Source organism: Tsukamurella tyrosinosolvens (assembly GCF_900104775.1).
Taxonomy (GTDB): Bacteria; Actinomycetota; Actinomycetes; order Mycobacteriales; family Mycobacteriaceae; genus Tsukamurella; species Tsukamurella tyrosinosolvens.
The window spans coordinates 3,890,999-3,917,076 of record NZ_FNSA01000003.1 but is presented as its reverse complement, the minus strand read 5'-3'; the positions used below and the strand labels follow the sequence as shown (position 1 = coordinate 3,917,076).

General features: G+C 72.8%; 24 protein-coding genes. 14 read left to right on the top strand and 10 right to left on the bottom strand.

The annotated features are described in order from the left end of the window. Positions 1–50: 50 nt before the first annotated feature. The 3 genes from BLW32_RS21355 (at position 51) to moeZ (ending at position 3,361) form a co-directional block, all read left to right on the top strand. Positions 51–1,010, top strand: a complete 960-nt coding sequence (locus BLW32_RS21355; RefSeq protein WP_068742932.1) for an alpha/beta fold hydrolase — start codon at positions 51–53, stop codon at positions 1,008–1,010. 60 nt (positions 1,011–1,070) lie between these two features. Next, entirely contained in the window at positions 1,071–2,084 is a 1,014-nt protein-coding gene (locus BLW32_RS21350) for a DUF3152 domain-containing protein (protein WP_068522100.1), read from the top strand. 95 nt (positions 2,085–2,179) lie between these two features. After that, complete coding sequence (gene moeZ / locus BLW32_RS21345; protein WP_173677395.1) at positions 2,180–3,361, top strand: adenylyltransferase/sulfurtransferase MoeZ; 1,182 nt, start codon at positions 2,180–2,182, stop codon at positions 3,359–3,361. On the opposite strand, the gene BLW32_RS21340 is transcribed toward moeZ, so the two are convergent. Next, positions 3,362–4,888: an acyl-CoA synthetase gene (locus BLW32_RS21340; protein ID WP_068742931.1), complete on the bottom strand. Its 1,527-nt coding sequence runs from the start codon at positions 4,886–4,888 to the stop codon at positions 3,362–3,364. It abuts the gene before it with no gap. A gap of 133 nt (positions 4,889–5,021) precedes the next feature. Then, positions 5,022–5,609 carry a hypothetical protein gene (locus tag BLW32_RS21335; RefSeq protein ID WP_139286281.1) on the bottom strand — a complete coding sequence of 196 codons (588 nt, stop codon included), beginning with the start codon at positions 5,607–5,609 and terminating at the stop codon, positions 5,022–5,024. A 38-nt stretch (positions 5,610–5,647) separates the two neighbouring features. On the opposite strand from BLW32_RS21335, the gene BLW32_RS21330 reads away from it, so the two are divergent. The 3 genes from BLW32_RS21330 to BLW32_RS21320 are packed head-to-tail and all read left to right on the top strand — an operon-like array spanning position 5,648 to position 7,653. Next, on the top strand, positions 5,648–6,088 hold the full coding sequence (locus tag BLW32_RS21330; protein WP_068522088.1) for a nitroreductase/quinone reductase family protein: 441 nt from the start codon (positions 5,648–5,650) through the stop codon (positions 6,086–6,088). 36 nt (positions 6,089–6,124) lie between these two features. Continuing rightward, positions 6,125–6,979 carry a TIGR02569 family protein gene (locus BLW32_RS21325; protein WP_068522085.1) on the top strand — a complete coding sequence of 285 codons (855 nt, stop codon included), beginning with the start codon at positions 6,125–6,127 and terminating at the stop codon, positions 6,977–6,979. Further along, positions 6,967–7,653 carry a sirohydrochlorin chelatase gene (locus tag BLW32_RS21320; RefSeq protein WP_082791550.1) on the top strand — a complete coding sequence of 229 codons (687 nt, stop codon included), beginning with the start codon at positions 6,967–6,969 and terminating at the stop codon, positions 7,651–7,653. The genes BLW32_RS21325 and BLW32_RS21320 overlap by 13 nt, the downstream gene beginning before the upstream one ends. Here the strand turns inward: BLW32_RS21320 and BLW32_RS21315 are convergent. Then, complete coding sequence (locus BLW32_RS21315) at positions 7,641–7,931, bottom strand: MGMT family protein (RefSeq protein ID WP_068522080.1); 291 nt, start codon at positions 7,929–7,931, stop codon at positions 7,641–7,643. The genes BLW32_RS21320 and BLW32_RS21315 overlap by 13 nt on opposite strands. Before the next feature lie 4 nt (positions 7,932–7,935). Continuing rightward, a complete protein-coding gene (locus BLW32_RS21310; protein ID WP_068523239.1) occupies positions 7,936–8,697 on the bottom strand; it encodes an alpha/beta hydrolase in 762 nt (253 codons plus the stop codon). An 88-nt stretch (positions 8,698–8,785) separates the two neighbouring features. On the opposite strand from BLW32_RS21310, the gene BLW32_RS21305 reads away from it, so the two are divergent. Both BLW32_RS21305 and BLW32_RS21300 read left to right on the top strand, forming a co-directional pair. Next, on the top strand, positions 8,786–12,082 hold the full coding sequence (locus BLW32_RS21305; RefSeq protein ID WP_068742984.1) for an ATP-dependent helicase: 3,297 nt from the start codon (positions 8,786–8,788) through the stop codon (positions 12,080–12,082). A gap of 53 nt (positions 12,083–12,135) precedes the next feature. After that, the gene (locus tag BLW32_RS21300; RefSeq protein WP_068742929.1) at positions 12,136–15,477 is read left to right on the top strand and encodes an ATP-dependent DNA helicase; all 3,342 of its coding nucleotides are present in this window, start codon (positions 12,136–12,138) and stop codon (positions 15,475–15,477) included. Here the strand turns inward: BLW32_RS21300 and BLW32_RS21295 are convergent. Next, positions 15,474–15,881 (bottom strand): DoxX family protein, encoded by a 408-nt coding sequence (locus BLW32_RS21295; RefSeq protein ID WP_068522074.1) that lies wholly within the window; start codon positions 15,879–15,881, stop codon positions 15,474–15,476. The genes BLW32_RS21300 and BLW32_RS21295 overlap by 4 nt on opposite strands. A 96-nt stretch (positions 15,882–15,977) precedes the next feature. On the opposite strand from BLW32_RS21295, the gene BLW32_RS21290 reads away from it, so the two are divergent. Beyond that, positions 15,978–17,081 (top strand): potassium channel family protein, encoded by a 1,104-nt coding sequence (locus BLW32_RS21290; RefSeq protein ID WP_068522071.1) that lies wholly within the window; start codon positions 15,978–15,980, stop codon positions 17,079–17,081. On the opposite strand, the gene BLW32_RS21285 is transcribed toward BLW32_RS21290, so the two are convergent. Genes BLW32_RS21285 through BLW32_RS21275 form a run of 3 tightly spaced genes read right to left on the bottom strand, consistent with a single transcriptional unit; the run spans position 17,078 to position 19,227 of the window. After that, entirely contained in the window at positions 17,078–17,947 is an 870-nt protein-coding gene (locus BLW32_RS21285) for a TIGR03621 family F420-dependent LLM class oxidoreductase (RefSeq protein ID WP_068742928.1), read from the bottom strand. The two genes, BLW32_RS21290 and BLW32_RS21285, sit on opposite strands and share 4 nt — an antisense overlap. Before the next feature lie 60 nt (positions 17,948–18,007). Beyond that, entirely contained in the window at positions 18,008–18,430 is a 423-nt protein-coding gene (locus tag BLW32_RS21280; RefSeq protein ID WP_068742927.1) for a hypothetical protein, read from the bottom strand. 2 nt (positions 18,431–18,432) lie between these two features. Further along, a complete protein-coding gene (locus BLW32_RS21275) occupies positions 18,433–19,227 on the bottom strand; it encodes a sulfurtransferase (RefSeq protein WP_068742926.1) in 795 nt (264 codons plus the stop codon). 14 nt (positions 19,228–19,241) lie between these two features. Between BLW32_RS21275 and nudC the strand changes: the two genes are divergently transcribed. Beyond that, positions 19,242–20,144: an NAD(+) diphosphatase gene (nudC, locus tag BLW32_RS21270; RefSeq protein WP_068742925.1), complete on the top strand. Its 903-nt coding sequence runs from the start codon at positions 19,242–19,244 to the stop codon at positions 20,142–20,144. A gap of 246 nt (positions 20,145–20,390) precedes the next feature. Here the strand turns inward: nudC and BLW32_RS21265 are convergent, their stop codons facing one another. Beyond that, positions 20,391–20,630, bottom strand: coding sequence for a mycoredoxin (locus BLW32_RS21265; RefSeq protein WP_068522052.1), 240 nt, complete (start codon positions 20,628–20,630; stop codon positions 20,391–20,393). A 77-nt stretch (positions 20,631–20,707) separates the two neighbouring features. Between BLW32_RS21265 and BLW32_RS21260 the strand changes: the two genes are divergently transcribed. Continuing rightward, complete coding sequence (locus BLW32_RS21260) at positions 20,708–22,798, top strand: ATP-dependent DNA helicase UvrD2 (protein WP_068742924.1); 2,091 nt, start codon at positions 20,708–20,710, stop codon at positions 22,796–22,798. Positions 22,799–22,822: 24 nt separating this feature from the next. Here the strand turns inward: BLW32_RS21260 and BLW32_RS21255 are convergent, their stop codons facing one another. Beyond that, positions 22,823–23,665: a siderophore-interacting protein gene (locus tag BLW32_RS21255; protein ID WP_068742923.1), complete on the bottom strand. Its 843-nt coding sequence runs from the start codon at positions 23,663–23,665 to the stop codon at positions 22,823–22,825. A 223-nt stretch (positions 23,666–23,888) separates the two neighbouring features. On the opposite strand from BLW32_RS21255, the gene BLW32_RS27230 reads away from it, so the two are divergent. From BLW32_RS27230 to BLW32_RS21245, 3 genes are all read left to right on the top strand, one after another. Continuing rightward, on the top strand, positions 23,889–24,092 hold the full coding sequence (locus tag BLW32_RS27230; RefSeq protein WP_139286280.1) for a hypothetical protein: 204 nt from the start codon (positions 23,889–23,891) through the stop codon (positions 24,090–24,092). A gap of 216 nt (positions 24,093–24,308) precedes the next feature. Next, positions 24,309–24,605 carry a WhiB family transcriptional regulator gene (locus BLW32_RS21250; protein ID WP_082791557.1) on the top strand — a complete coding sequence of 99 codons (297 nt, stop codon included), beginning with the start codon at positions 24,309–24,311 and terminating at the stop codon, positions 24,603–24,605. 213 nt (positions 24,606–24,818) lie between these two features. After that, the gene (locus BLW32_RS21245) at positions 24,819–26,027 is read left to right on the top strand and encodes an acyl-CoA dehydrogenase family protein (protein ID WP_068742922.1); all 1,209 of its coding nucleotides are present in this window, start codon (positions 24,819–24,821) and stop codon (positions 26,025–26,027) included. Positions 26,028–26,078: the final 51 nt, after the last annotated feature.

Sequence of the window (26,078 nt, the reverse complement as noted above, 5' to 3'; positions counted from 1 at the left end):
TACTCCCGACCGCCGCGCCGACCTCCGCTTGCTCTGGCAAGCTGCCCGGTGTGTCGGCACTCGCACAGGTGAATCGGACCAGTGACGTCTGGCCCGGGGAGTTCCTCACCCTCCGCGGGCGACGGGTGTTCGCGCGCCACGTCGACGCGGCGGCGGCGATCACCGCGCCGCCGGATCCGCGGCCCACCGCCGTGATGATCCACGGGCTCGGCGGCTCGTCGATCAACTGGACCGACCTCGGACAAGTGCTCGCCCCGGTGGCCGCCTCCTACGCGCTCGACCTGCCCGGATTCGGCCTCTCGGACCCGCCGGCCGACGGCGACTACTCGATCGACGAGTTCGCGGAGACTGTCATCGCCTACCTGGAGACGCTCGTCGCGGTGCGGGGCAGGGGAGTGCACCTCCTGGGCAATTCCCTCGGCGGCGCGATCGCCGTGCGGGTGGCGATGCTCCGCCCCGACCTGCTGCGCTCGCTGACCCTGATCTCCCCGGCGTTCCCCGACCTGCGGCCCCGGGTGCGGCGCCTGCAGTTCCTCCCGCTGTCGCTGGTGCGGCTCCCCGGCATCGGCCCGGCCGGGTTCCGGCTCATCGCGAGCGCCTATCCGGAGCGGCAGGTCGATCAGACGTTCCGGGAGATCCTCGTCGACCCGCGGGTGATGGGGCCGATCCGGCGGCAGCAGGCCGTCGACCAAGCAGCGGCGCGCGCGTCGATGACCTGGGCGCCCGACGCGCTCGCGGCGAGCTTCAACGCGCTGGTCCGCAGCTGGATCGTCGACCTCGGCGCCACGCACTGGGCGGCGGCCCGCTCGGTGTCGGTGCCCACCGCAGTGGTGTGGGGCGCGCGGGACCTGCTCGTGAGCGTCGGGGTCGCGCCGAAGGTGGTGCGCCACATCCGCGGCAGCACGTTGACGGTGTTCGAGGACGTCGGCCACGTCGCGCAGATGGAGAAGCCCGCGGAGACCGCGCGGATCGTCGCGGATCTCATCGCCGCCGCCGAGGAACCGCGCTGACCGGGCGCTGGCGCGTGTCGGTTCCACTCCGTGGGCGTTGATCGTGGAATTGTTGACGACGTGAGTAGTCCTTCGAACCCGAGGCGTCCCCGTCCGGACGGGCGTGCGCCGCTTCGGGCCGAGTGGGATCCGATCAACTCCTCCACCGCCACGTCGGGCGATCACCGCAACCGTCCGCCGCGCGAGCGGGTGTACGCCAAACAGGGCCGGCTGGGCCGCCTGTTGCGCACCTACGGCTGGCGCGCCTACGCGGTGCCGGTGCTCGCCGTGCTCACCGTGGTGGCGCTGGTCCTGACCTTCGGCGGCGACACGTTCGGGACCAAGCAGACGACGGAGACCTCGCCCGAGGGGCAGCTCTCCCGCAACCCGACGCCCGGCAAGACGATCGTCGGCGCACCGTCGAAGACGGTGCCGGGCCCGGTGCCCCCGGCCGGCATGCTGCCCGAGGGCGGGCCGTTCACGGAGAAGGGGCAGGGCATCTGGCACGTCGTCCCCGGTTCCACGCCCCGCATCGGCAAGCAGGACGAGGGCAAGCAGCAGCTCTTCACCTACATGATCGCCGTCGAGGACGGCGTCGACATGGGCGCCCTCGGCGGCGACCAGCCCTTCGCCACGATGATCGACCGCACCCTGGCCGACCCCCGCAGCTGGATCCACGACCCCGCCGTCGCCTTCCAGCGCATCGACAAGGGCACGCCCACCTTCACCATCTCGCTGACCTCGCCGATGACCACCCGCTCGGCCTGCGGCTACACCATCCAGCTGGAGTCGTCGTGCTACAACGGCGAGCTCGGCCGCGTGGTCCTCAATCTGGCCCGCTGGGTGCGCGGCGCCAACGCCTTCGAGGGCGACCTCACCGGCTACCGGCAGTACGCCATCAACCACGAGGTCGGCCACGCCATCGGCTACCCGCAGCACGTCCCGTGCCCCGCGCAGGGCGCGCTCGCGCCGATCATGATGCAGCAGTCCTTCGGCGTGAAGAACCGCGACATCTTCGACCTCGACAAGTCCGAGGGCTTCGGCAACGACCTGGCCTGCCGGCCGAACGCCTGGGTCGCGCCCGTCCTCAAGTGACGGCCCGCCCGGTCCGACGGTGACCACCCGCTCGCGCCCGGCGGGCCGCCGGGAATGGTGGCGGGCGGACCGTCGTTGAGCAGTGTGTGAGCACGCTGCCCCCGCTTGTGGAACCCGCCGCCGACCTGACCCGCGACGAGGTCGCGCGCTACTCGCGGCACCTCATCATCCCCGAGATGGGGGTCACGGGGCAGAAACGCCTGAAGAACGCGAAGGTGCTGGTCATCGGCGCCGGCGGCCTCGGCAGTCCCGCGCTGCTGTACCTCGCCGCCGCGGGCGTCGGCACGATCGGCATCGTCGAGTTCGACGAGGTCGACGAGTCCAACCTGCAGCGCCAGGTGATCCACGGCGTCTCCGACCTCGGCCGGCCCAAGGGGGAGAGCGCGCGCGACTCCATCGCCGAGATCAACCCGCTGGTCACCGTGAACCTGCACCCGATCCGGCTCGAGCCCGAGAACGCGGTCGAGCTGTTCGAGCAGTACGACCTGATCCTCGACGGCACCGACAACTTCGCCACCCGCTACCTCGTCAACGACGCCGCGGTCCTGGCCCACAAGCCGTACGTGTGGGGCTCGATCTTCCGGTTCGAGGGCCAGGTGTCGGTCTTCTGGGAGGACGCGCCCGACGGCCCGAACGGCGAGAAGCAGGGCCTGAACTACCGCGACCTGTACCCCGTGGCGCCCCCGCCCGGCATGGTGCCGTCGTGCGCCGAGGGCGGCGTCCTGGGCATCCTCTGCGCCTCGATCGGTTCGATCATGGGTACCGAGGCGGTCAAGCTCATCACCGGCATCGGCGAGTCCCTGCTCGGCCGGCTCATGGTGTACGACGCCCTCGAGATGAGCTACCGCACCCTGTCGATCCGCAAGGACCCGGCCGCCCCGCGGATCACCGGGCTCATCGACTACGACGAGTTCTGCGGGGTCGTCTCCGACGAGGCCGAGCGCGCCGCCGCCGGCAGCACCATCACGCCGAAGGAGCTGGTGGAGATGGGGTCCGCCGGCGTCGACTACGAGCTGGTGGACGTCCGCGAGCCCGTCGAGTGGGAGATCGTCCACCTCGACGGCGCGAAGCTGGTGCCCAAGGGCGCCTTCGAGACCGGAGAGGGCCTCGCGCAGGTCTCCGCCGATAAGAAGCTGGTCCTGTACTGCAAGACCGGCATCCGCTCCGCGGAGGTCCTCGCCGCCGTGCAGGGCGCGGGCTACCGCGACGCCGTGCACCTGCAGGGCGGCATCACCGCCTACGCCCGGCAGGTCGACCCGTCGCTGCCCGTCTACTGATCAGAGGCTGATCAGGCGCTTGACCAGCTTGCCGGTGGGCGTGCGGGGCAGGGAGTCGACGAAGCGCACGGCGCGGGGGAGCTTGTAGCGGGCCAGGTCCCGGCCCGCGTAGTCGATCAGCTCCTGCGCCAGCGCGTCCGACGGTGCCGTGCCCGGCGCCAACTGCACGCAGGCGAGCGCGGTCTCGCCGAGCTCGTCGTCGGGCACGCCGATCACCGCGACGTCGGCGACCGCGGGGTGCATGATGAGCGCGCTCTCGGACTCCTGCGGGTACACGTTCACCCCGCCGGTGATGATCATGAAGTCCTTGCGGTCGGTGAGGTACAGGTAGCCGTCCTCGTCGAGGTAGCCGACGTCGCCCGTGGTGGCCCAGTTCTCGTGGTCGGGATGCTGTGCGGCGCGGGTCTTCTCGGGCGCGTTGTGGTACGCGAAGGGCATCTGCTCGCGCTCGAAGTAGATCGTGCCCACCTCGCCCGTGGGGAGGACGGCACCGTCGTCCCCGCAGATCCGGGCGACGCCCAGCCCGGCACGCCCCACGGACCCGGGGCGCTCCAGCGCTTCCTGCGGGCTGATGAAGGTGGCGCCGGCCGCCTCGGTGGAGGCGTAGTACTCGTGGATCACCGGCCCCCACCAGGCGAGCATCGATTGCTTCACCTCGGCGGGGCACGGCGCGGCGGCGTGGATCGCGACCCTGAGGCTGCTCGTGTCGTAGTGCGCCCGCGTCTCCTCGGGCAGCTTGAGCATCCGCACGAACATCGTCGGCACCCACTGGCTGTGGGTCACGCGGTACTTCGCGATGAGCGCCAGCGCCTCCTCCGGGTCGAAGCGGTGCATCATGATCACGGTGCCGCCCACGGACATGGTCACGCCGCAGAAGCGCAGCGGCGCAGCGTGGTACAGCGGAGCGGGGGAGAGGTAGACGGTGTCGGCGTCCATGCCGTACATCGGCGCGAAGATGGCGGTGTAGGCGTCCGGGGCCTCGTCCACCTGCCCCTCGGGGAGCGGGATCCGGATGCCCTTCGGACGGCCGGTGGTGCCCGACGAGTAGAGCATGTCGGTGCCGCGCGGCTGGTCCGTGAGCGGGGTGGCATCGGCCTCCGCGAGCACCGCGTCGTAGTCGGCGAAGCCCGGGATCGTTCCGCCCCAGGCGATCGCGTGTCCGGGCGCGGCGAGCGCGGGCAGTTGCAGCGCCTCCGAGACCGCCTCGGCCACATCGGCGCCCGCGAACAGCGCCTCGGCCTCGCAGTCCTCGAGGATGTAGTTCACCTCGCCGGGCGTGAGGTGGTGGTTCACCGCGGTCACGTACAGCCCGCTGCGGATGGCGGCGGCGTAGGCGGTGAAGATGCGCAGATCGTTCCCGGCCACGATCGCGACGGTGTCGCCGCGCCGCAGTCCCAGCGCGCGCAGGTGGTGCGCGAGCCGCGTGGACTCCTCGTTCAGGCGGGAGTGGCTCAGGATCTCGCCGGTGGCGGCGTCGATCGCAGCGGGCTTGCCGGGGGAGAGCTCTGCGAAGGCTCCTGGGAACATGAGAGAACCGCCTTTAACTTCGAGGTGTTCTCACGGTAGCGGGACTTCGGGCGCGGGCCGCCTGCTTTGCGGCGATTCTGCGATCGTGATCCGGCACGTCGTCGCCGATGCGTACCGAGGATCACGGCGGGCGTCACTGCGGAGGGTGCGCCGTGAGCCAGCCCGCGTAGTCGTTCAGCAGCGCCACCAGGGGCAGGGCGTCGACGGTGCCGACGGGCTCGCCCCGCAGGGCGGCGCGGATGCCCGGCATGCGGGCGGCGATGCGGGAGCGCTCGGACAGCTCGTGATGGCTCAGGCCCTCCTGCTCGCCCAGCACGATCCGCCGCGAATGCGCGGCGCGCAACGAGTCCGCGAGCGCCGCGAATTCGTCGCGGTCCAGCGCCGGCAGGTGCACCGAGAAGCTCATGACCGGGCCGGGTTCGGCGTCGTCGCGGTCCTCGGACTCCTCCAGCCAGTCCGCGTACTCCTGGCTGAGGTCGTCGAGGGCCTCCTCGTCGCCGAACGAGAGTTTCCGGCCCTCCACGACCGCCCGGAGCGCCGAGACCAGCGCGCGGACGGTCTCCGGGTCCGAGGCCGCCGCGTACCACCGGTGCGCCTCGTGCGGCACCACGATCCGGCCCGGCCGGCCCGCGACGAGGCGGGAGCGGACACCGTCGAACTCGGCGACGGAGAGGTCGGGGAACTGGACGGAGACGGTCACGACCGGGCGGGAGTCTGGCACGCCCTCCATTGTCCCGAAGTTCGTTCTAGGGTGGGGGCATGGCCCTCGAAGGTGAATACGCAACCGAGAAGGCCGGCTGGGTCTCGGACCAGCTGGCGAAGATCGACGAGACCGGCACCACCGCCTCGGTGGACGTCGCGGGGATGGCGGTGGTGGTCTTCACCTACCGCGGCCCCAAGTCCGGCAAGCTCTACCGACGCCCTCTGATGCGGGTCGAGCACGACGGGGTGTACGCGGCGTTCGCGTCGAAGGGCGGCGCGCCCGAGAACCCCGTCTGGTACTCCGCGCTGCTCGCCAACGACGAGGTCGAGGTGCAGGACGGCACCACCGTGGTCTCCGGTCCGGTGCGCGAGATCCACGGCGCCGAGCGCGACGAGTGGTGGGCGCGCGGCGTCGCCGCCTACCCTCCGTACGCCGAGTACCAGGAGAAGACGGACCGCCTGATCCCGGTCCTCCTCGTCGAGCCGGGCCGCGCCTAGCGGCCCCATCGCCCGCGCGCGGGTAGATTTCATGAGGTGAGCCCTGTCGAACCTCCCGCGCACGTCCTGTCCACCTTCGGCCTGGACGAGACCGAGCCGATCGCGCTGGGCGCCGAGTGGGACGGCGGCTGGCGCTGCGGCGAAGTGGTGCTCTCGCTCATCGCCGACCACGCCCGCGCGGCGTGGTCCGCGAAGGTGCGTGAGGACCTCTACGTCGAAGGCATGCGTCTGGCCCGGCCGTTCCGCGCCACCGACGGCCGTTACGTCGTCTCGAGCTGGCGCGCCGACACCTTCATCGCCGGCTCGGCCGAGCCGCGGTTCGACGAGATCATCTCCATGGCGAACCGGCTGCACGAGGTCACGGCGAAGCTCGAGCGGCCCAGGTTCCTCGCCTCGCCCACCGTCGCGCCGTTCACCGACGTCGACTACTTCGGCTTCGCCGACCGCGCTGCCTGGGAAGACAAGCCGCTCGCCATGGCCCGCAAGCTCGGCGCGCTCGACGAGACCGTCGAGCACCGTCGGCGGGCCGTCGAGCTGGTGAACGAGCTCGCGGCGCTGCGCACGCCCGTGGAGGCAACGCCCCAGCTGGTCCACGGCGACCTCGCCAGCTCCGTGCTGTTCGCCGGAGCCGCCGCGCCCGGCATCACCGACTTCACGCCGTACTGGCGCCCGCCGACGTGGGCAGCGGCGGTCGTCGCCGTCGACGGCCTGTCCTGGGGCGGCGCCGACGACGGGCTTCTCATGCGCTGGGGCGACCTGCCCGAGTGGCCGCAGATGGTGCTGCGCGCCCTCATCTTCCGGCTCGCCGTGCACGCGGTGCACCCGCGCTCCGAGGCCGAGGCGCTGCCGGGGCTGGAGCACATCGTCGAGATCGGCCGGTGGCTGCTCTGAGCGGTGCCCCGGCGGAGCGGCGGATCCTCGTCGCCCACGGCACCCGCTCGGCGTCCGGCATCGCCACGGTCCACGCGATCGCCGATGCCGTGGCCGCGCGCACCGGTCCGGTCGACACGGCGTTCGTCGACGTGCGGGGGCCGTCACCGTCGGACCTCCTGCGCGAGACGGACCGCCCGACGGTGCTCGTGCCCGCCTTCCTCGCCGCCGGATACCACGTGCGCACCGATGTGCCCCGGCACATCGCCGCCAGTGGACACCCCGCGGTCGCGGTCGCGGCGCCGCTGGGACCGGACCGCGCCCTGGTCGCGGCGCTGCTGCGCCGGCTCCGCGAAGCCGGGTGGCGGCCCGGCGACACCGTCGTTCTCGGTGCGACCGGCTCGTCGGACCCGCACGCCCGCGCCGACGTCCGCACGATGGCGGGATACCTGGGCGAGGCCGTCGGCGACGCGGTCCCGGTGGGCTTCCTCGCCGCCGGCAGCCCGACGGTGGCCGACGCCGTCGCGGCCGCACGCGTGCCGGGCAGGCGGCTGTTCCTCGCCGCGTACCAGTTGGCGGAGGGACTGTTCCACACCAGGCTCGCCGAGGCCGGCGCCGACGGGGCGGCCGCGCCGCTCGGCACCGCGCCCGAGGTGATCGACCTGCTCGTCGACCGGTTCGCTCAGAGCCGGTAGTCCCGCAGCGGGATCCGGTCGCCGTCGGCGAGCACGCCCTCCGCGCGTAGCCGCTCCAGTTGCCGCGTCACGATGTGCGCCGCGGGGCGCCCGCTGGCCGGGACCACGCGGTGCCAGGGCAGGTCGGAGGCGTCGGTGCGCATCACCCAGCCCACGATCCGCGGGGAGCTCAGTCCCAGCTCGCCCGCGATGTCGCCGTAGGTGCGCACCCGGCCGGGCGGGATCGCCTCGATCAGCGCGCGCACCGCCTCGACCTGCTCCTCGGTGACCTTCGCCATCGCGTTATCCGATCAGGCGGCGCGCGTACTCGCCGACGGTCGCCGGGATCTCCTGCGCCACCATGTGATCCGCCGGTACCGCGACCACCTCGACGCCGCCGGGCATCGCCGCCAGTTGCGCGTCGGTGACGAAGTGGGCGCGGTCCGCGCGCAACAGCACCGTCGGCAGGGACGACGGTGCGCCGACCGCCGGGCGGGCCAGCTCGCCCCACAGGGCCGCGACGGCGGCGCAGCTGATGTCCCACTCCCACCGGCCGGAGTCGCGGCGCACCAGGTGCTCGGCGATCTCGTCGTCGATCACGGCCTCGGGGACCTGCGCCCACGCCCCGGAGCGCTTCTCCTGCTTCGCCTCCTCGGGCGAAGCGAAGTCGAAGAACTCGATGGTCTGGTCGGCGATCGTCCCGCACATCTCGGGGTCCAGCTCCTGTGCCGGGTCGATCAGGAGGAGCGCGCGCACCAGGTCGGGGCGGGTCGCGGCCAGGCGGCACGCCAGTGCGCCGCCGAGCGAGTGGCCGATCACTGTGACCGGGCCGCCGCCGTGCCGCTCGATCACCTCGACGAGGTCGGCCACGTGCTGCTCCAGGTGCCAGGGCGGTGCCCACGTGGAGCGGGCGTGGCCGCGCAGGTCCGGGGCCAGCACGCGGACGCCCGGCAGCTCGTCGTCCGCGAACCGGCGCCAGCGGGCGCCGTGGCCGGTGACGCCGTGGATCGCGAGCACGGTGGGCGCCCCGGGTGCGTCCGGGCCGTAGACGTGGGTGTTGAGCATGTCCCCGATCATGCCCTGTGCGGTGCCGCCGCGAGGCTGTCAGTGGCCTGTGATGTGATCGACGGACGCGGTCGGAGAGGGGGTGCGCGTGAACGCCGGAACCGGGAATCGAGGGTCCGACGGTGCGGGGAAGCACCGTCGTCCCCGCCTGCGCCTGCAGTACACGCCCCCGGAGCCGCCCCCCGTGCGCGAATGGGTCGGCCCGATCGCGGCGTTGGCGGCGCCCGCGACCGGGGAACTGCCGCTCGACGTGGGCGGCTGGGCGCCGTACCGGATCCGCGGCGGGCCGGGCACCGGCAAGACCTCGGCCCTCGTCGACATCGCGGTGGCGAAGCTGACCGATCCGTTCGTCGAGCCCGAGTCCGTGCTGCTCCTCACCGGCAACAAGCGGGCCGCGGCCGCGCTGCGCCGCGAGCTGTCCGCGCGGGTCCTGGCGGGGAGCGAGGGGGTGCACGCCTCGGGGGAGCCGCTGGTGCGCACCGTGCACTCGCTGGCGTTCGCGGTCCTGCGGCTGCAGGCCGCCGGCACGGGCAGCCCGCCGCCGCGGCTCATCACCGGCTCGGAGCAGGACGCGGTGGTGCGGGAGCTGCTGCGCGGCAACCTCGAGGACGGCGGCGCCCACTGGCCGGAGCGGCTGCGGCCCGCGCTGGTCACGCACGGCTTCGCGGGGGCGCTGCGCGACCTTTTCGCGCAGGCCGCGCAGCGGGGCGCGGGCCCGGACGAGATCGAGGACCTCGCCCGCCGGTACAACCGCGGGGAGTGGCTCGCCGCGGCGACCGCGCTGCGCGAGTACCAGGAGACCACGCTGCTGCGCGGCTCCGTCGGTCTCGCCGGGGAGCGGGCCGTCGCCCCGGCGGTGGACGCCGCGGAGCTCATCGACGCCGCCGTCACGGCCCTGGCGTCCGACGACGCGCTGCTCGCCCAGCAGCGCGAGCGGATCCGGTTCCTGCTGGTCGACGATGCGCAGAACCTCGATCCGCTGGCCTCGGCGCTGATCCGGCTGCTCGGCACGGGCACGGAGCTCACCGTGATCGCGGGCGACCCGGATCAGGCGGTCAACTCCTTCCGCGGCGCGAGCACCAGGTTCCTGCAGAACCTCGACGTCACGCCGGAACGGGACGTGCTGCTCGAGCGCAGCTTCCGCTTCGGGGAGGAGGTGGCGGGCTCCGTGAACCGCATCTCCGCGCGCCTGCCCCATAGGTTCGGGGCGGTCGCGCCCGAGCGGCCGCGGCCCGGCACCGCGTCCGTCCGGCTGTTCTCGACACCCGCGAAGGAGGCCGACGCGATCGCGGCGATGCTGCGGCGCGAACACGTCCTCGGCGGCGTCCCGTGGGAGGACATGGCCGTCGTCGTGCGATCGGTCTCCGCGTCGATCGCGCCGCTGCGCCGCGCGCTGGCCTACGCGGGCGTGCCGGTCACCGTCCCCGCGGACGACGTCCCGCTCGCGCGGCAGCGCGCCGTGCACGCCCTGCTCCTCGTGCTGCGCGCCGCCGTCGCCCCGGAGGGCCTCGACCCGGCGGAGGCCGTCACGCTGCTGTCCGGCCCCGTCGGCGGCGGTGACCCGCTGACGCTGCGCCGGGTGCGGCGGGCGGTGCGTCGCGCCGATCCCGCGGAGGACCGCGGCTCCGCCGAGATCCTCACCGCGGTGCTCACCGGCGCCGCCGAGTTCGCGCCCTACAAGGCGGTACTCACCGAACTCGAAGCCGAGCCTGTGGAGCGGGTGCTCGCCGCCGTGCGCGCCGCCGGCGCCGCAGCCGAGCACGGCACCGTCGAGGAGGTGCTGTGGGCCGCGTGGGCGGCCACCGGCCTGGCGGCCCGCTGGGGCGCACTCGCGCTCCGCGGCGGCACCCTCGGCGATCAGGCGGACCGCGACCTCGACGCGGTGATGGGCCTGTTCGATTCCGCCGCCGACTTCACCGACACCCTGCCCACTGCCTCCGTGAGCGCCTTCGTCGAATACCTGGAGCAGCTGCAGATCCCGCGGTCCGACCGCGCGCGCGGCCGCAGCGGGCAGGCCACCGTCCCGGGCGTGACGCTGCTGTCGGCGCACAGCACCGTCGGGCGGGAGTGGGACGTCGTCGCCGTCGCCGGCGTGCAGGAGGGGCGCTGGCCGAACCTGCGGCGCCGCGGCGGCCTGCTCGGCACCGACGAACTGCTGGACGCGCTCGACGGGATGGATCCTGCGGCGCTCCCCACGGTCTCGCGGTCGCTGCCGCTGCTCGCGGAGGAGCGGCGGCTCCTGCTCGTCGCCTGCTCGCGGGCCCGGCGCACACTGCTCATCACGGCGGTCGACACCGCGGACGGCGACGGCGACCTCGTGCCCTCCCGGTTCCTGCAGGGCATCGCGCCCTCGGGAGACGAGGACCCGGAGACCTACACGCCCGCGGTCGAGAGCGCACCGTCGGCCTCGCTGGACCTGCGGACCCTCGTCGCCGTCCTCCGCACCGCCGCCTGCGATCCCGAGCGCGAGCCGGAGGAACGCGCCCACGCGGCGCGCCAGCTCGCCCGCCTCGCCGCCGATCGCGTCCCGGGGGCGCACCCCGACAGCTGGTACGGCGTGGCCGGGGCGAGCACCGACGACCCGCTGTGGTCGCCGGAGGACGGGCCGGTGGCGCTGTCCCCGTCGAACGTCGAGTCGCTCTCCGCGTGCGCGCTGCGCTGGATGCTGGAGCGGTTCGGCGGTAGCGACGGCGACTCCGCCAAGCAGGCCACGGGCAACCTCGTGCACACCCTGGTGCAGGCCGTCGCGGGCCGGATCCCGAAGGACGAGGTGACCCGCTCGCTGGAGAAGGTCTGGGACCGCGTGGATCTCGAGGCGGACTGGTTCGCTCAGCGGGAGCTGGCGCGTACCGAGGAGATGCTGGAGTCCTTCCGGTCGTGGCTGGCCGGCAGCCGCGGCGAGCTCACCGAGGCTGGTGTGGAGATCGGCGTCGACGCGGTGATCGAGGGCGGCGGCGAGGAGCCGGACGTGCGGATCCGTGGCCGGATCGACCGGCTCGAACGCGACCCGCTCGGGCGTGCCGTCGTGGTGGACGTGAAGACGGGGCGCACCCTGCCCACGCAGGCCGAGGGGCAGGCGCAGGCGCAGCTGCGCACCTACCAGGTGGCGCTCGCGCACGGCGGGATCGGCGGCGTCCCGGAGACGCCCGGCGGCGGCAAACTGGTGTACGTCGCGAAGGCGCACAACAAGACCGGCGCCACCGTCCGCGAGCAGGACGCGCTCACCCCGACCGACGTGGACGAATGGCTCGGCGTGATCCGCGAGGCCGCGCGCCGCACCCGGGGGCCGGAATTCCCCGCGACGCTGAACGCCTCGTGCCAGTACTGCGCGGTGGCGTCGTGCTGCCCGGTCGTGGACAAGGGGAGGGCAGTGACCGATGATTGACGCGGTGCGGAGGGCGACCGGGATGGCGGGCCGCGGGGAGCGGAGCGTCGTCGATGACTGAGGGATTCCCGCACGCGCCGCTGATCTCGGCGGTGGACCTGGCCCACGAGCTGGGGCAGGCCTTCGCGCCGACGGACGAGCAGCGTGCCGTCATCGAGGCACCGCTCGGCCCGTGCCTCGTCGTCGCCGGCGCGGGCGCGGGCAAGACGGAGACGATGGCCGGTCGCGTCGTGTGGCTCATCGCGAACCGTTACGTCACGCCCGACCAGGTGCTCGGCCTCACCTTCACCCGGAAGGCCGCGCAGCAGTTGATGATCCGCGTGCGCAAGCGGCTCGCCCGGCTGGCCGGGGCGCCCGTCGTGGACCGGATCGACCCGTCGGGCGAGCTGCGGTCGTCGCTGCGCACCGTCGAACCCGAGATCAGCACGTACCACGCCTACGCGGGTCGGTTGCTCGGCGACTACGGCATGCTGCTGCCCGTCGAGCCGTCGGTGCGGCTGGTCTCGGAGACGGAGCGGTGGCAGATCGCGTACGACGTGGTCACCGGGTGGGACGAGGCGCTGGAGCTGGACCGGAACCCGGCGAACCTCACGGAGTGGGTGCTCGGGCTGTCGGGGGCGCTCGCCGACCACCTCGTCACGCCCGATCAGCTGGAGGCCGACGACGACGAGCTGGAGCGGCTCATCGGCCTGCTCCCGCCGGGGCCGCGGCAGCGGGCGGCCCCCAACGCGGCGCTGCTCAAGGCCGCCGAGGTGCAGGAGCAGCGGCGCCGGCTGATCCCGCTGGTGCGGGCCGTGGCCGCGGAGATGCGGGCCCGCGAGGTCCTCGACTTCGGCAGCCAGATGGGGCTGGCCGCGCAGCTGGCGCTCGCCAATCCCGATGTCGCGGGTCTCGAGCGCGCCCGGTTCGGGGCGGTCCTGCTCGACGAGTACCAGGACACCGGGCACGCGCAGCGGATGCTGCTGGCGTCGCTGTTCGGCGGCCCGGCGGGCGCCGCCGCCGTGACCGCGGTGGGCGACCCGATCCAGTCGATCTACGGCTGGCGCGGGGCGTCGGCGGCGAACCTGCCCCGGTTCGCCACGGACTTCCCGCAGGCGGACGGGGCGCCCGCACCGCGCCGCGAACTGCTGACCAGCTGGCGCAATCCGACGAGCGCGCTCAGCCTCGCCAACGCCGTCTCCGAGGACCTGCGCAGCCGCGGCGTCCCCGTCTCCGAGCTCAAGGCGCGGCCCGACGCGCCGGAGGGCGACCTGCGGATCGCCCTGCACTCCACGGTGATCGACGAGCGGGACTGGGTCGCCGACGCGATCGCGGAGCAGTGGCGCGGCCGGATCGAGGCGGGGGAGGAGCCGCCGACGGTCGCGGTGCTCGTGCGCCGCAACGCCGACTCGGCCGGCATCGCCACCGCCCTCGGCGAGCGCGGCGTGCCCGTGGAGGTGGTGGGCCTGGGCGGACTGCTGAGCACCCCCGAGGTGCAGGACGTCGTGGCGCTGCTGCGGCTGGCCGTCGAGCCGCTCGCGGGGACCGCCGCGATGCGGCTGCTCACCGGGCCGCGCTGGCAGCTCGGCGCCGCCGACCTGCGGGCCCTGTGGAACCGCGCGCGCCGGATCGCGCACACGACGGGCCGCGCGGCCGCGGGCGCCGTCGCCACGCCGGAGCAGCTCGACGCCGCCCTCGACGCGACGCTGCCCTCCGAGAGCCTCGACGCCGCCGGGCTCGGCGACGCGATCGCCGACCCCGGGCCGGACTCCGACTACTCCGCCGCGGGCCTGGGGAAGATCCGGTCCCTCGACCGCGAGGTGCGGCACGTCCGCGAACGCCTCGGGCATCCGCTGCCCGAGGTCGTGGCCGAGGCCGAGCGCGTGCTGGGCGTGAGCATCGAGACCCGCATCCGCGCGTCCCGGCAGCTCGGCGGCCGCGCCACCGGCCGCGAGCACCTCGACGCCTTCGCCGACGTGGTCGTCTCGTACGCCGAGCGGCCCACCGCCACCCTGCCCGGCCTGCTCGCCTTCCTCGCCGCCGCGGAGAAGGTGGAGGGCGGCCTCACCCCGGGCGACGTGGAGGTCGCCACCGACCGGGTGCAGGTGCTCACGGTGCACTCCGCGAAGGGCCTCGAATGGGACGTGGTGGCAGTGCCGCACCTGTCCGAGGGCATCTTCCCGTCGAACCGGGCGCTGCCCACCTGGCTCTCGACGCCCGCCGAGCTGCAGCCGAACCTGCGTGGCGACCTGGCAGAGCCCGGCGGCTCCGTTGACGATGGGCCCGCTCGCTCCGCTCCCGGCGCCGGTGACGGCGTGCCCCGCCTCGACCTCGATGGTTGCAACAATCGCAAGGATCTTGAAGACGCCTTGGACGCCCACCGCACGGCGCTCAAGGGCATGAACATGCACGAGGACGAGCGCCTGTTCTACGTCGCCGTCACCCGCACGCAGTCGGTGCTCCTGCTGTCCGGGCACTATTGGAGCGAGGATGTGAAGACGCCGAAGGCGCCGTCGCGCTTCCTCGTCGCGGCGCGCGATCACGCCCCGGACGCGGTGGTGGAGTGGGCCGGGGAGCTCCTCGAGGACGCGCCGAACCCGCTGGAGACCGAGCCGATCCGTCTGCCCTGGCCGCGCGACTTCCTCGGCGCCCACCGCGCGGAGGTGGACGCGGGCGCCGAGCTGGTGCTCGCCGAGCTCGACCGCGGTGCCGCGGAACCCGATCCCGAGGAGCCCGACCCGTACGGCTGGGCCGCGGAGGTCACGGCCCTGCTGGCCGAGCGGGCCCGGCAGGCGCAGGCGGAGCTGGAGGTCGCGGTGCCGCGGGAGGTCTCGGTGAGCCAGCTGGTGGAGCTGCGCCGCAGCCCCGCCACGTTCGCGAGCCGGCTGCGCCGGCCCGTGCCGTTCAAGCCGAACCCGTACGCGCGGCGCGGCACCGCCTTCCACGCCTGGCTCGAGCGCCGGTACGGCGCGTCGCGGCTGCTGGACCTCGACGAACTGCCCGGTGCCGCCGACGGGGATGCCGGCGCCGACGAGAACCTGGCGCTCCTGCAGCGGCGGTTCGAGGAGAGCGAGTGGGCGGCGCGCACCCCCGTCGACATCGAGGTGCCGTTCGAGATCGCGGCCGCCGGCACCGTCGTGCGCGGGCGGATGGACGCCGTCTTCCGCGACCCGGGCGGCGGCTTCACCGTCGTCGATTGGAAGACGGGCGTGCGGCCGACCGAACCCGCGGACGAGCGGGCCGCCGCGGTCCAGCTCGCCGCGTACCGGCTGGCGTGGGCCCGCCTGCGCGACGTGCCCGTCGACGACGTGCGGGCGGCGTTCTTCTACGTCCGCTCCGGGGAGACGGTGGCACCGTCGGACCTGCTCGAGCACCAGGGCCTGGCGGACCTGATCACGAGCGCGGGGGAGGGCTAGGCCGCGTCGCCCTTGTCGCGCGCGATCTTCACGGCGGAGACGACCATCGGCAGCTGCAGCGGCAGGCGCGCGTAGGCGCCCAGCTTCAGCGGCAGGGGCTTGTCCGACCACTGCTGCGCCATGTGGACGTTCGCCGGGAACACCGCGGCGAACAGCGCGGCCGCGGCCACGCCGCCGAGCCGGCGGGTCTTCGGCGCGGCGAGCAGTGCGGCGGTGGTCAGCTCCGCGACGCCCGACAGCTGCGTCGCGCGGCGGGGCGTGAGGCCCAGCGGGAGATTCGGCGGCACGATCGCGTCGAAGGGCTTCGGCGCGACGAAGTGCAGCGCACCCATCCCGGCGAGGGACGCGGCCATGCCGCGGGCGAGCTTGTCGGTACGGCGGGCGGGCCGGTTTGTGGACACCATCTGAAGATTGTGGCAGATTGCACGTCGGCTCCGCCGGACGTGCTAGACCGGACGGGTAACGACCAGCAATTCTCGCGAGGAATCGTCCAGGTAGGTATGTCCGCACGCACCACGTTCCGTAGACGGAGCAAGTCCGAACTGACGGATCTCCCCGACCACGCGCTGGTCAGCGTCCTCCGCATCCCCGCGGGGGACTCCACCAACCCGTGGCGCGCCATCGGCGCCCGGGTCCTGGTCGCGCTGGGCGCGCTGTTCCTGGCGGTGTTCATCGTCTACATCGAGCGCGACGGGTACCGGGACTCCGCGATCGAAGCGGGGCTCGAGGGCAAGACGTCGCTGACCTTCCTCGACTGCCTCTACTACGCCACCGTCTCCCTCTCGACCACGGGCTACGGCGACATCACCCCGGTCACCCAATCCGCGCGCCTGATCAACGTCCTGCTGATCACCCCGCTGCGCATTCTCTTCCTCATCGTCTTGGTCGGAACCACGCTCCAGGTGCTCACGGAGCGGTCCCGCCAGGCGTTCAAGATCCAACGTTGGAGGTCAGCGGTGCACAACCACACGATCGTCGTGGGCTACGGCACGAAGGGCCGGACCGCGGTGAGCGCGATGATCAACGACGGCATCGAGCCGAGCAAGATCGTCGTCGTCGACACCGATCAGGCCGCGCTCGAGGTCGCCGAGATCGACGGCCTCGTCACGGTGCGCGGCGACGCCACGAAGGCCGACGTGCTCCGGCTCGCCGGTGCGCCGCGCGCCGCGTCGATCATCATCGGCGCCAACCGCGACGACGCCGCGGTGATGGTCACCCTGACCGCCCGCGAGCTCGCGCCGCGCGCCAAGATCGTCGCCTCGATCCGCGAGTCCGAGAACACCCACCTGCTGCGCCAGTCCGGCGCCGATTCGGTGGTCGTCTCCTCGGAGACGGCGGGCCGCCTGCTCGGCATGGCGACAACCACCCCGTCGGTCGTGGAGATGATCGAGGACCTGCTCTCGCCCGGCGACGGCTTCAACATCGCCGAGCGCGAGGTGACCCGCGTCGAGGTCGGCCGTTCGCCGCGGCACCTGCCGAACATCGTTCTGGGCGTGGTCCGCAAGGGCAACCTGTACCGCGTCGACTCGCCCGCGGTGTCGGTCGTCGAGGCCGGCGACCGGCTGCTGTTCGTCCGCAACGCCGACGTCAAGGCGTCCGGCTAGCTCCGCAGCAACTCGATGACCGGGGCCATCGCCTCGAGGTTGTGATCGAGCACCGTGAGGTAGCCGATGCCGTGCCGCTCCCGGAGTTCGAGCAGGCGGTCCGCCATGGCGCGCGGGGTGCCGACGAGCAGGCTGATGTACTCCTCGGGCGCCGCCTCGTCCCACATGACGCGCTCGGTGAGCCGCTCCGGCCGGCCCGTGCCCGACGGGAGGAGCGCCTGGATCACCAGGTTGATCTCGACGGTGCCCGCACGCTCGCCGAGCAGGCCGTTCAGGTGCGCGATCCGGCCTACGGCGTCGGCCTCAGTGGTGAGCCGCAGGCGCCCGGCGTCGTCGGTGCGCGCGCCGGTGAGCCCGACGATGGCGGCGTGCCGCGCCGCGACGCCCAGCAGCCGGTCGCCCCACCCGGCGATGAACAGGGGCGGCCCGCCGGGCTGCGCCGGGCGCGGCGTGTGCTGCGGGTCCGCGAAGGCGGCGCGCAGGGCGGCCGCCGTGGCGTCGAGCAGGTCGACGCGCTCGCGCGCCGACGGGAACGGGATGCCGGCGCGCTCGAATTCGGCGGCGGCGTAGCCCGCGCCGAGCCCGAGCTCCACCCGCCCGTCGGTGAGCAGGTCGACGGTGGCGGCCTCGCGCGCGAGGAGCGCAGGGCTGTAGAAGGGGGCGTTGAGCACGAAGGTGTTGAGACGCACCCGCTCCGTGGCCTCCGCCGCGAGCATCATCGCGGGGATGGGCGCGAGCATGCCGAGGTGGTCGGGAACGCCGATCACGTCGAAGCCGAGCCCCTCCGCGCGCCGACAGCGCTCCACCCACGCCGCACGGGACGTCGAGGCGCCGAGCGCCGCACCGAACCGGAAATCCTGGGCCATGCGGACATTGAACCAGCGAGCGACGTCCCCCGCCGCGCGTCAGTCCCCGGTTGCGGCGGGTCAGGTGGTGAAGAGCTGCAGGACACCGTTGACGGTGCCCGCCGTGGTCGTGGAGTCGATCTTCAGGTCGCGGACCAGCGAACCGAAGGTCGGCGTCTGGACGCGGTCCTGAACCCAATAGCCCGTCGACCCGACCGAGCCGCGTTCGCGACTGCGGTCCATGCCCATACGCTGCACGAGGGTGGCAACGCTCGCGGGCCCGGCCTCGATGGAGAACCGGGAGCCCATATCGAGGCCGCAATCCGAACTCAGTTGGACGAGTCGCACCCCCATCTGCTCGGCGTCGGCCGGAACCCGCGCTTCCGACAGCAGCTTCGGCCCGTCGTCGGTGAGACAGTGGCGCTGGACGACCGGCTCGCCGCCGGGCCACGAACACCCTCCGACGAGGACCGCGACGGTCGCCAGGGCGAGTCGGGCCCGCACGGTCAGGCGCCCGTCGCGGCGGGCCGGTCGGTGGCCGCGTACTGCGACCACGAACCCGGGTAGAGGCGGCCGCCGGGGAAGCCGGCGTGCTCCGAGCTGAGCAGGTCGTGGCAGGCGGTGACGCCGGAGCCGCAGTAGGCGATGAAGTCCTCGCCCGGCCGCAGGCCGGCCTGCTCGAACCGCGCTCGGAGGGTCGCGCGGGGGAGCAGCGCACCGTCGGACACGTTCTCCCGGCACGGCACGCTGACCGCGCCGGGGATGTGGCCCGCGCGCGGGTCGACGGTCTCGTTCTCGCCGCGGAACCGTTCCGCGGGGCGCGCGTCGATCACGGGGACTGCGCCCGCCGCTGCTTCGTCGATCGACGCCAGGCGGCCCGCGGGCCACGGACGCGGGGTGAAGGTCGCGGGCGCGGGCACGACGGTGCCGGTCTCGTCGAGCGGGCCGAGCGGGCCGTCGAGCAGCGCGGCCGATTCGCCGAGGGCGCGCAGCAGCCAGACCAGGCGCGCGGCCATGACGCCGCCGGCGTCGTCGTAGGCGACCACCGTCGCGCCGTCGCCGATGCCCGCGGCGGAGAGCCCGGCCGCGAAGGCCTCAGGTGTGGGCAGCGGGTGCCGGCCCTCGGCGAGCGAGGGCTCGGCGGCGAGGTAGCCGTCGAGGTCGACGTACACCGCGCCGGGGAGGTGTCCGGCGTCGTAAGCCTCGCGGGTGGACCGCCCGTCGAGGTAGCAGCGGGTGTCGGCGAGGATCACGCCGGGGTTGGCCCGCACCCACGCGGCGTCCACGAACGGTTCGATCATGCGGTCAGCCTACGATGATGAGCGTGGCGAAGCTCAGTCTGACCGTGCCCCCGCTCCTCTCGCGCTATCACGTCGACCGCGCCGACGAACTGCGCGCCGATGACGCCGCACTCGACGCGGCCTGGGCGACCGCCAAGGTGCTGCGCCTCGACCCGCGCGGCCGCTTCGACCTCGACGGCACCGACCTCGTCTTCGCCCGCGGGCACGAGGTCGCGCCGTCGCGCCCGGCCGACGCGGTGCTGCTGGGCCGGGTCGACGGGGCGATCGTCTTCGCGCTGCGCGTCGAGAAGTTCGACGGCGCCGACCTCCGGATGCGCGGCCACCTGCTCTCGCCGGTCGACTCCGCGCTGCTCGCGCAGGCCCTCGGCATCCTCAACTGGCACGCCACCGCCGGGTTCTCGCCCGTCGACGGTGCGCCGACGCTCCCCGGGAAGGCCGGCTGGGTGCGCACCACCGCCGACGGCCGCGAGGAGTTCCCCCGCACCGACGGCGCGATGATCACCCTGGTGCACGACGGTGCCGACCACGTCCTGCTCGGCCGCCAGCACCAGTGGCCGGAGCGGCTCTTCTCCCTGTTCGCCGGGTTCGTCGAGCCGGGCGAATCGCTGGAGCAGTGCGTCGCGCGGGAGCTGCGCGAGGAGGCGGGGATCGAGGTCGACGAGATCACCTACGTCGCCAGCCAGCCCTGGCCCTTCCCGCGCTCGCTGATGCTGGGCTTCACCGCCCGCGCGTCCCGCGACGCGGTCGTGGACTTCCGTGACGGCGAGATCGCCGAGGCGCACTGGTTCAGCCGGACGCAGGTGCGCGACGCGCTCGCCGCGGGCGACTGGAGCACCGACGCCCCCGACGCCCCGCTGCTGCTGCCCAACTCCATCTCCATCGCCCGCGCGATCACCGAGGCCTGGGCGGAGGCGTAGAGGCCGGTTCACGGTGCCGCCGAGTGGTGACCGCCGCCGGTCGCGCGCTTCCGAAAGTCGTGGGCGCTGCCGACCCCCGGCAGCGTTCGTCTATCTCGGCAGCGTCGGCGCGGACTCGACGCGTGTGGTGGAGATGCCGAGCGGCGGGCCTTCTCGCGGCGGTGTGATAGCCGAAACGAGAAAGTCCGGTCATCGGTCTCAACGATCGCTGAGACGGATGACCGGACATTCGTCGGGTCGGAGGCGTCAGACGCCCAGCTTGCGCTTCACGTCGGCGAGGGAGGGGTTGGTGGCGGTGGAGCCGTCCTCGTACTTGACGGTGGGCACCGTCTGATTGCCGCCGTTGACGCCCTCCACGAACTGGGCGGCCGCGGGATCCTCCTCGATGTTGATCTCGGTCCACTCGATCCCGTTGGCCTTGAGGCCCGTCTTGAGGCGGTTGCAGTAACCGCACCACGTGGTGGTGTACATCGTCAGCTGGCTCATGCCTTGACTCAACCACGCCGCGCCCGCACTTCTTCCCCGGCCCCGACCTGTCGGACCCGGCTGGAATACTCGACGGTGTGATCGAAGCACTGGACCCGGAACAGCAAGAGGCGGTTCTCGCGCCGCGCGGACCGGTGTGCCTGCTGGCGGGCGCGGGCACGGGCAAGACCCGCACCATCACGCACCGCATCGCGCACCAGGTGTCCACGGGGCACGTCGCCGCAGGTCAGGTTCTCGCCGTCACGTTCACCTCGCGCGCCGCGGGGGAGATGCGGGCGCGGCTGCGCAGCCTGGGCATCGGCGGGGGCGACGGGCAGCCGGGCGTCCAGGCCGTCACCTTCCACGCCGCCGCGATGCGGCAGCTGCGCTACTTCTGGCCCCGCGCCATCGGAGACACCCGCTGGGAGCTGCTCGACAACAAGTTCCCCGTGATCGGCCGCGCCGCCCGCGACTGCGACCTGCGGCCCGAGACCGACACCATCCGCGACCTGCTCAGCGAGATCGACTGGGCGAAGGCCTCGCTCGTCACGCCCGAGACCTACGCGAAGGCCGTCGAGGACGCGGGCCGCACCGCCCCCATGGCACCGGGCACCGTCGCCGACGTCTACGCGGCCTACGAGCGGCGCAAGACCGACCAGGACGGCAACCGCCTGCTCGACTTCGACGACCTGATCCTGGTCACGGCCGCGATCCTCGAGGACAACCACGTGGTCGCGGAGGAGTTCCGCGACCGCTACCGCAGCTTCGTCGTCGACGAGTACCAGGACGTCACGCCCCTGCAGCAGCAGCTCCTCAACGCCTGGCTCGGCGACCGCGACGACCTCACGGTGGTGGGGGACGCGAACCAGACCATCTATTCGTTCACCGGCGCCACCCCGAACTACCTGCTCGACTTCACGCGCCGCTTCGAGGACGCCACCATCGTCCGGCTGCAGCGCGACTACCGCTCCACTCCGCAGGTCGTGGCGCTCGCCAACAAGGTGATCGGTGCTGCGCAGGGCCGCGTCGCCGGCACGCGCCTCGAGCTCATCGGACAGCGTCCCGACGGGCCGGCGCCGATCTACGCCGAGGTCGACGACGAGCCGGCGGAGGCGAAGCTCGTCGCCAAGCGCATCCGCGAACTGCTTGCCAAGGGCGTCCCCGCCAGCGAGATCGCCATCCTCTACCGGATCAACGCCCAGTCGGCCGTGCACGAAGCCGCGCTCACCGAGGCCGGCATCCCGTACCAGGTGCGCGGGGGCAGCGCCTTCTTCGAGCGGCCCGAGATCGGCCAGGCCGTGCGCGCGCTCATGGAGCGCGCGGGCCAGTTCGGCGGCGTGGCGGGCGACGAGCTGCTGTCCCTGGTCAAGGGTGCCCTGGAGCCGCTCGGCCTCACCCCGGAGGCGCCCGACGGTGCCCGTGCCCTCGAGCGGTGGCAGGCGCTCGGCGCGCTGGTCGAGCTGACCGCTGACCTGGCGAAGGAGCGGCCGGGGCTCACGCTGGCCGAGCTCATCGGCGAGCTCCGAGCCCGCGCCGAGGCCAAGCATCCGCCCACGATGCAGGGCGTCACGCTGTCGTCGCTGCACGCGGCGAAGGGCCTGGAGTGGGACGCGGTCTTCCTCGTCGGCCTGACCGAGGGCTCCGTGCCGATCTCGCAGGCCATCGCCAAGGGCGATCCGGAGCCGATCGAGGAGGAGCGCCGCCTGCTCTACGTGGGCGTCACCCGTGCCCGGGAGCACCTGCACCTGTCGTGGGCGCTCGCCCGCAACGAGGGCGGCCGCAAGACGCGCAAGCGCACCCGGTTCCTCGACGTCGTCGCCGGCCAGGCCGACGCCGGGAGGCCGCGCGTCGACTCCGGGCCCAGCAAGGGCAAGCGCCGCTCGTCGGACATCTGCCGCGTCTGCGGCGGCATCCTCGACACCCGTGAGGAGAAGCTCCGGTCGCGCTGCGAGGACTGCCCGTCGGATCTCAACGACGAGCTCGTCGAGGCCCTGAAGATCTGGCGGACCGGCCAGGCCCGCGACCAGCAGGTCCCGCCGTACACGATCTTCTCCAACGCGACGCTGTTCGCCATCGCCGAGCACCAGCCGCGCACCCGCGCCCAGCTGGTGCGGATCAACGGCATCGGCTCGACGAAGGTGGACAAGTACGGCGACGAGGTGCTCGCGCTCGTCTCCGAGCACGCCTGACGCGCAGAGCGTCCGGGCCGCGGCTCAGATGTCGAGGTCGTCGACCTCGGCGAAGGACTCGCCGCGCTCCATGAGCACGCCGAAGTGCGCCAGCCGCCGCTTGTCCACCGCCGTCGAATCCGTCGCGGCCTGCCAGTAGCCGTAGGGGCGCACCGCACCGCGCGGCAGGCCGCGCTCGCGCCGGAAGTGGTCGCGGATCGCCCGCATCTCGGTCCGTTCGCCGGCCGCCCACAGCGTCGTGCCCGACGGGGCCTCCCGCGCCGCGTCGAGCAGCGGGCCGTCGACGCGGATCACCTCGACGTCCGCGGGCGCGTCGAGCTCGTCGATCACGGCCTGCTCCGCGGTGCGCACGTACGCGACGCCGCGGGCACCGTCGGGCCACTGGCGGAAGATGGAGTAGAGCGCGGCCACGGCGGAGTCGTCGGCGAGGAGCAGCGCGGGGCGCCCGGACTCGTGGTGGGGGACGAAGTGCGGCCGAGGCCCGACGAGCGGCACGACGTCGCCCGGACGGACCTCCTCGATCCAGCGCATCATGGGGGAGTCGTGGCCGTGCCGCAGCACGTCGAGCTCGATGGTCTCGGTGGCCGGGTCGAAGGTGCGGACGGTGTAGATCCGGGACGCCGGATCGCCGCCGTCGAGCGCCGGGACGGTGAGGCGCACCGCGAGGTTGGGCAGGGTCCAATCCGCGTGGACGACGGTGCCGCGCAGCGCGCCCCGGATCCGGACGAACGGGCCGGCGGCCTCGGTGACGGCGAGCACGGTCAGGGTGAGCGCCTGGATCTCGCGGGTGGCGTGGCCCTCACTGGCGAGCACCGCGCGGGCCCGCTCCTCGGTCAGGTCGCCGGTGTCCGTGGGGCGGTCCGTCATCGTGGGTCCTCTCGTCGTGGTCGAGCTTCGAAAGAAAGGTTACCCTAACCAATTTCGATAGTCCGCACACGTATCCGGGAGAACCGGAAAGACGCAGGTCAAAAATAACTTGTGCGAAAAGTTTCGTCCGCATACTGTGGAACACGACCGCACGGGATGACGCGCGAGGTACTGCCTCGCCGCCGGAACGTGATTGACCAGCGCGCGAAAGGAGGCAAACGAAATGAACAACGCAATCATCAACGCAAGCAAGCAGTTCACCGCAGCAGAGGGTGGAGTGTTCGCAGCCGTAGCGGTTCGTATCGAGGCCTCCCACGCCCTGCCCGGCATGTCGCCGCGTCTCTGGCGACTGCGCCAGGAGCAGGCGACGTACGCCGTCGATCACGAACCGCTCACGCGCCCCGTGTGTCTTTCGCAACGAGGTTAGGTCTCAAGACCCACCTCTTCGCATTCACCACGGGACCCGCCGCCGCGCGGAACCCGTGGATTCGCGGTCTCTCGTAACCCCCGCCCCGTCGGGGATCGAGGACCGCCACACGGTTCGCGCACCCACCCGGAAGAAACATCCCGTGCGCCTGACCGGGCGCCGCTACCGAGGCCACCTGAACCGCAGGTGGAATGGTGACCAGAAGTGCCGACCATCATGGACGAACGACCCGTCGTCCGCACCATCGATTCCATCAGTATCACCCGACCGACCAGCGTCGAGAGCCGCGTGCCCTGCCGGGCCGGGGATCCCGACCTGTGGTTCGCCGAGGCCCCGTCGGACCTCGAGCGGGCCAAGACCCTCTGCGAGACCTGCCCCCTCCAGCGTGCCTGCCTGGCCGCCGCCCTCGAGCGCGGCGAGCCCTGGGGCGTGTGGGGCGGCCAGATCTTCGAGCAGGGCGTCGTCATTGCGCGCAAGCGCCCGCGCGGCCGGCCGCGGAAGAATGCGGCCTGAGCGCAGTGAGCCCCGATCCGAGAGGATCGGGGCTCACTCGTTTCCGGGGGTGCTGGTCGGCGCCGCACGGCGATGATCGCAGGTGGTCCGCCGCCCGTCGCTGTGACCGGTGAGCCGAAACTCGCTCCGGCGTTGTCCGCGAAACCATTGCGACCGCACAGTGACGCGGCGCACAGTTGATCCACGCGCATCGACTGAGAGTGAGGACGCCCGATGACGGACCAGACCACCGAGGCCCTGGCGGAGGGCATCGCCCGCTCCCGCGACACCGACTACCTGGACATGGAGGCGCTGCTCTCCGACGAGGAGAAGGACCTGCTGGTCAAGGTTCGCAAGTTCGGCGACAAGGAGCTGTTGCCGATCGTGAACGACTACTGGGAGCGCGGGGAGTTCCCCTTCGAGATCGTGCCGAAGCTGCGCGAGCTCAAGATCGTCGGCGACACCATGACCGGCTACGGCATCACGCCCATGACCGCGGTCGGGCAGGGCCTCGTCTCCTACGAGCTGGGCCGCATCGACGGCAGCATCGCCACCTTCCTCGGCGTGCACGTCGGCCTCGCGATGCAGTCGATCTACATCCTCGGCTCCGAGGAGCAGCGCCAGCGCTGGCTGCCGGCGATGGCGAACCTCGACAGGATCGGCGCCTTCGCCCTCACCGAACCCGACCACGGCTCCGACTCCGTCGCGCTGGAGGCCACGGCCACCCGCGACGGGAGCGACTGGATCCTCAACGGCCTCAAGCGCTGGCCCGGCAACGCGACGTGGTGCGACATCATCGTCGTCTTCGCCCGTGACACCGGCGACGGCAAGGTCAAGGCCTTCGTCGTGGAGAAGGGCGACCCCGGATACAGTGCCACCAAGATCGGCGGCAAGGTCTCGCTGCGCATGGTGCAGAACGCCGACATCGTGCTCGACGACGTGCGCGTGCCGGACGACCGCCGCCTCGTGAACTGCAACGGCTTCCCCGACGTCTCCAAGGTTCTGATGGGCACCCGCAACGCGGTCGCCTGGTCGTCGACGGGGCACGCCGTGGCCGCCTACGAGATCGCGCTGACCTATGCGCAGCGCCGCACCCAGTTCGGCAAGCCGATCGCGGCCACGCAGAGCGTGCAGAGCAAGCTCGTCGAGATGCTCGCCGACGTCACGTCGATGCAGCTCTACTGCATCCGGCTCGGCCGCCTGCTCGACGAGGGCGCGGTCACCGACACCATGGCCGCGCTCGCCAAGTACCACTGCAGCGTCAAGGCCCGGCACGTGTGCCGCATGGCCCGCGATGTGCTGGGCGGCAACGGGATCACCCTCGACTTCCATGTCATGCGGCACCTGTGCGACATGGAGGCGCTGGTCACCTACGAGGGCACCGCGGAGATCCAATCACTGCTCGTGGGCCGCGAGGTCACCGGCAAGAGCGCCTTCGTCTGACCGCTCTCGCGGAATCCCGCGAACGCCGCCGCGCAGCGTGATACACATCAC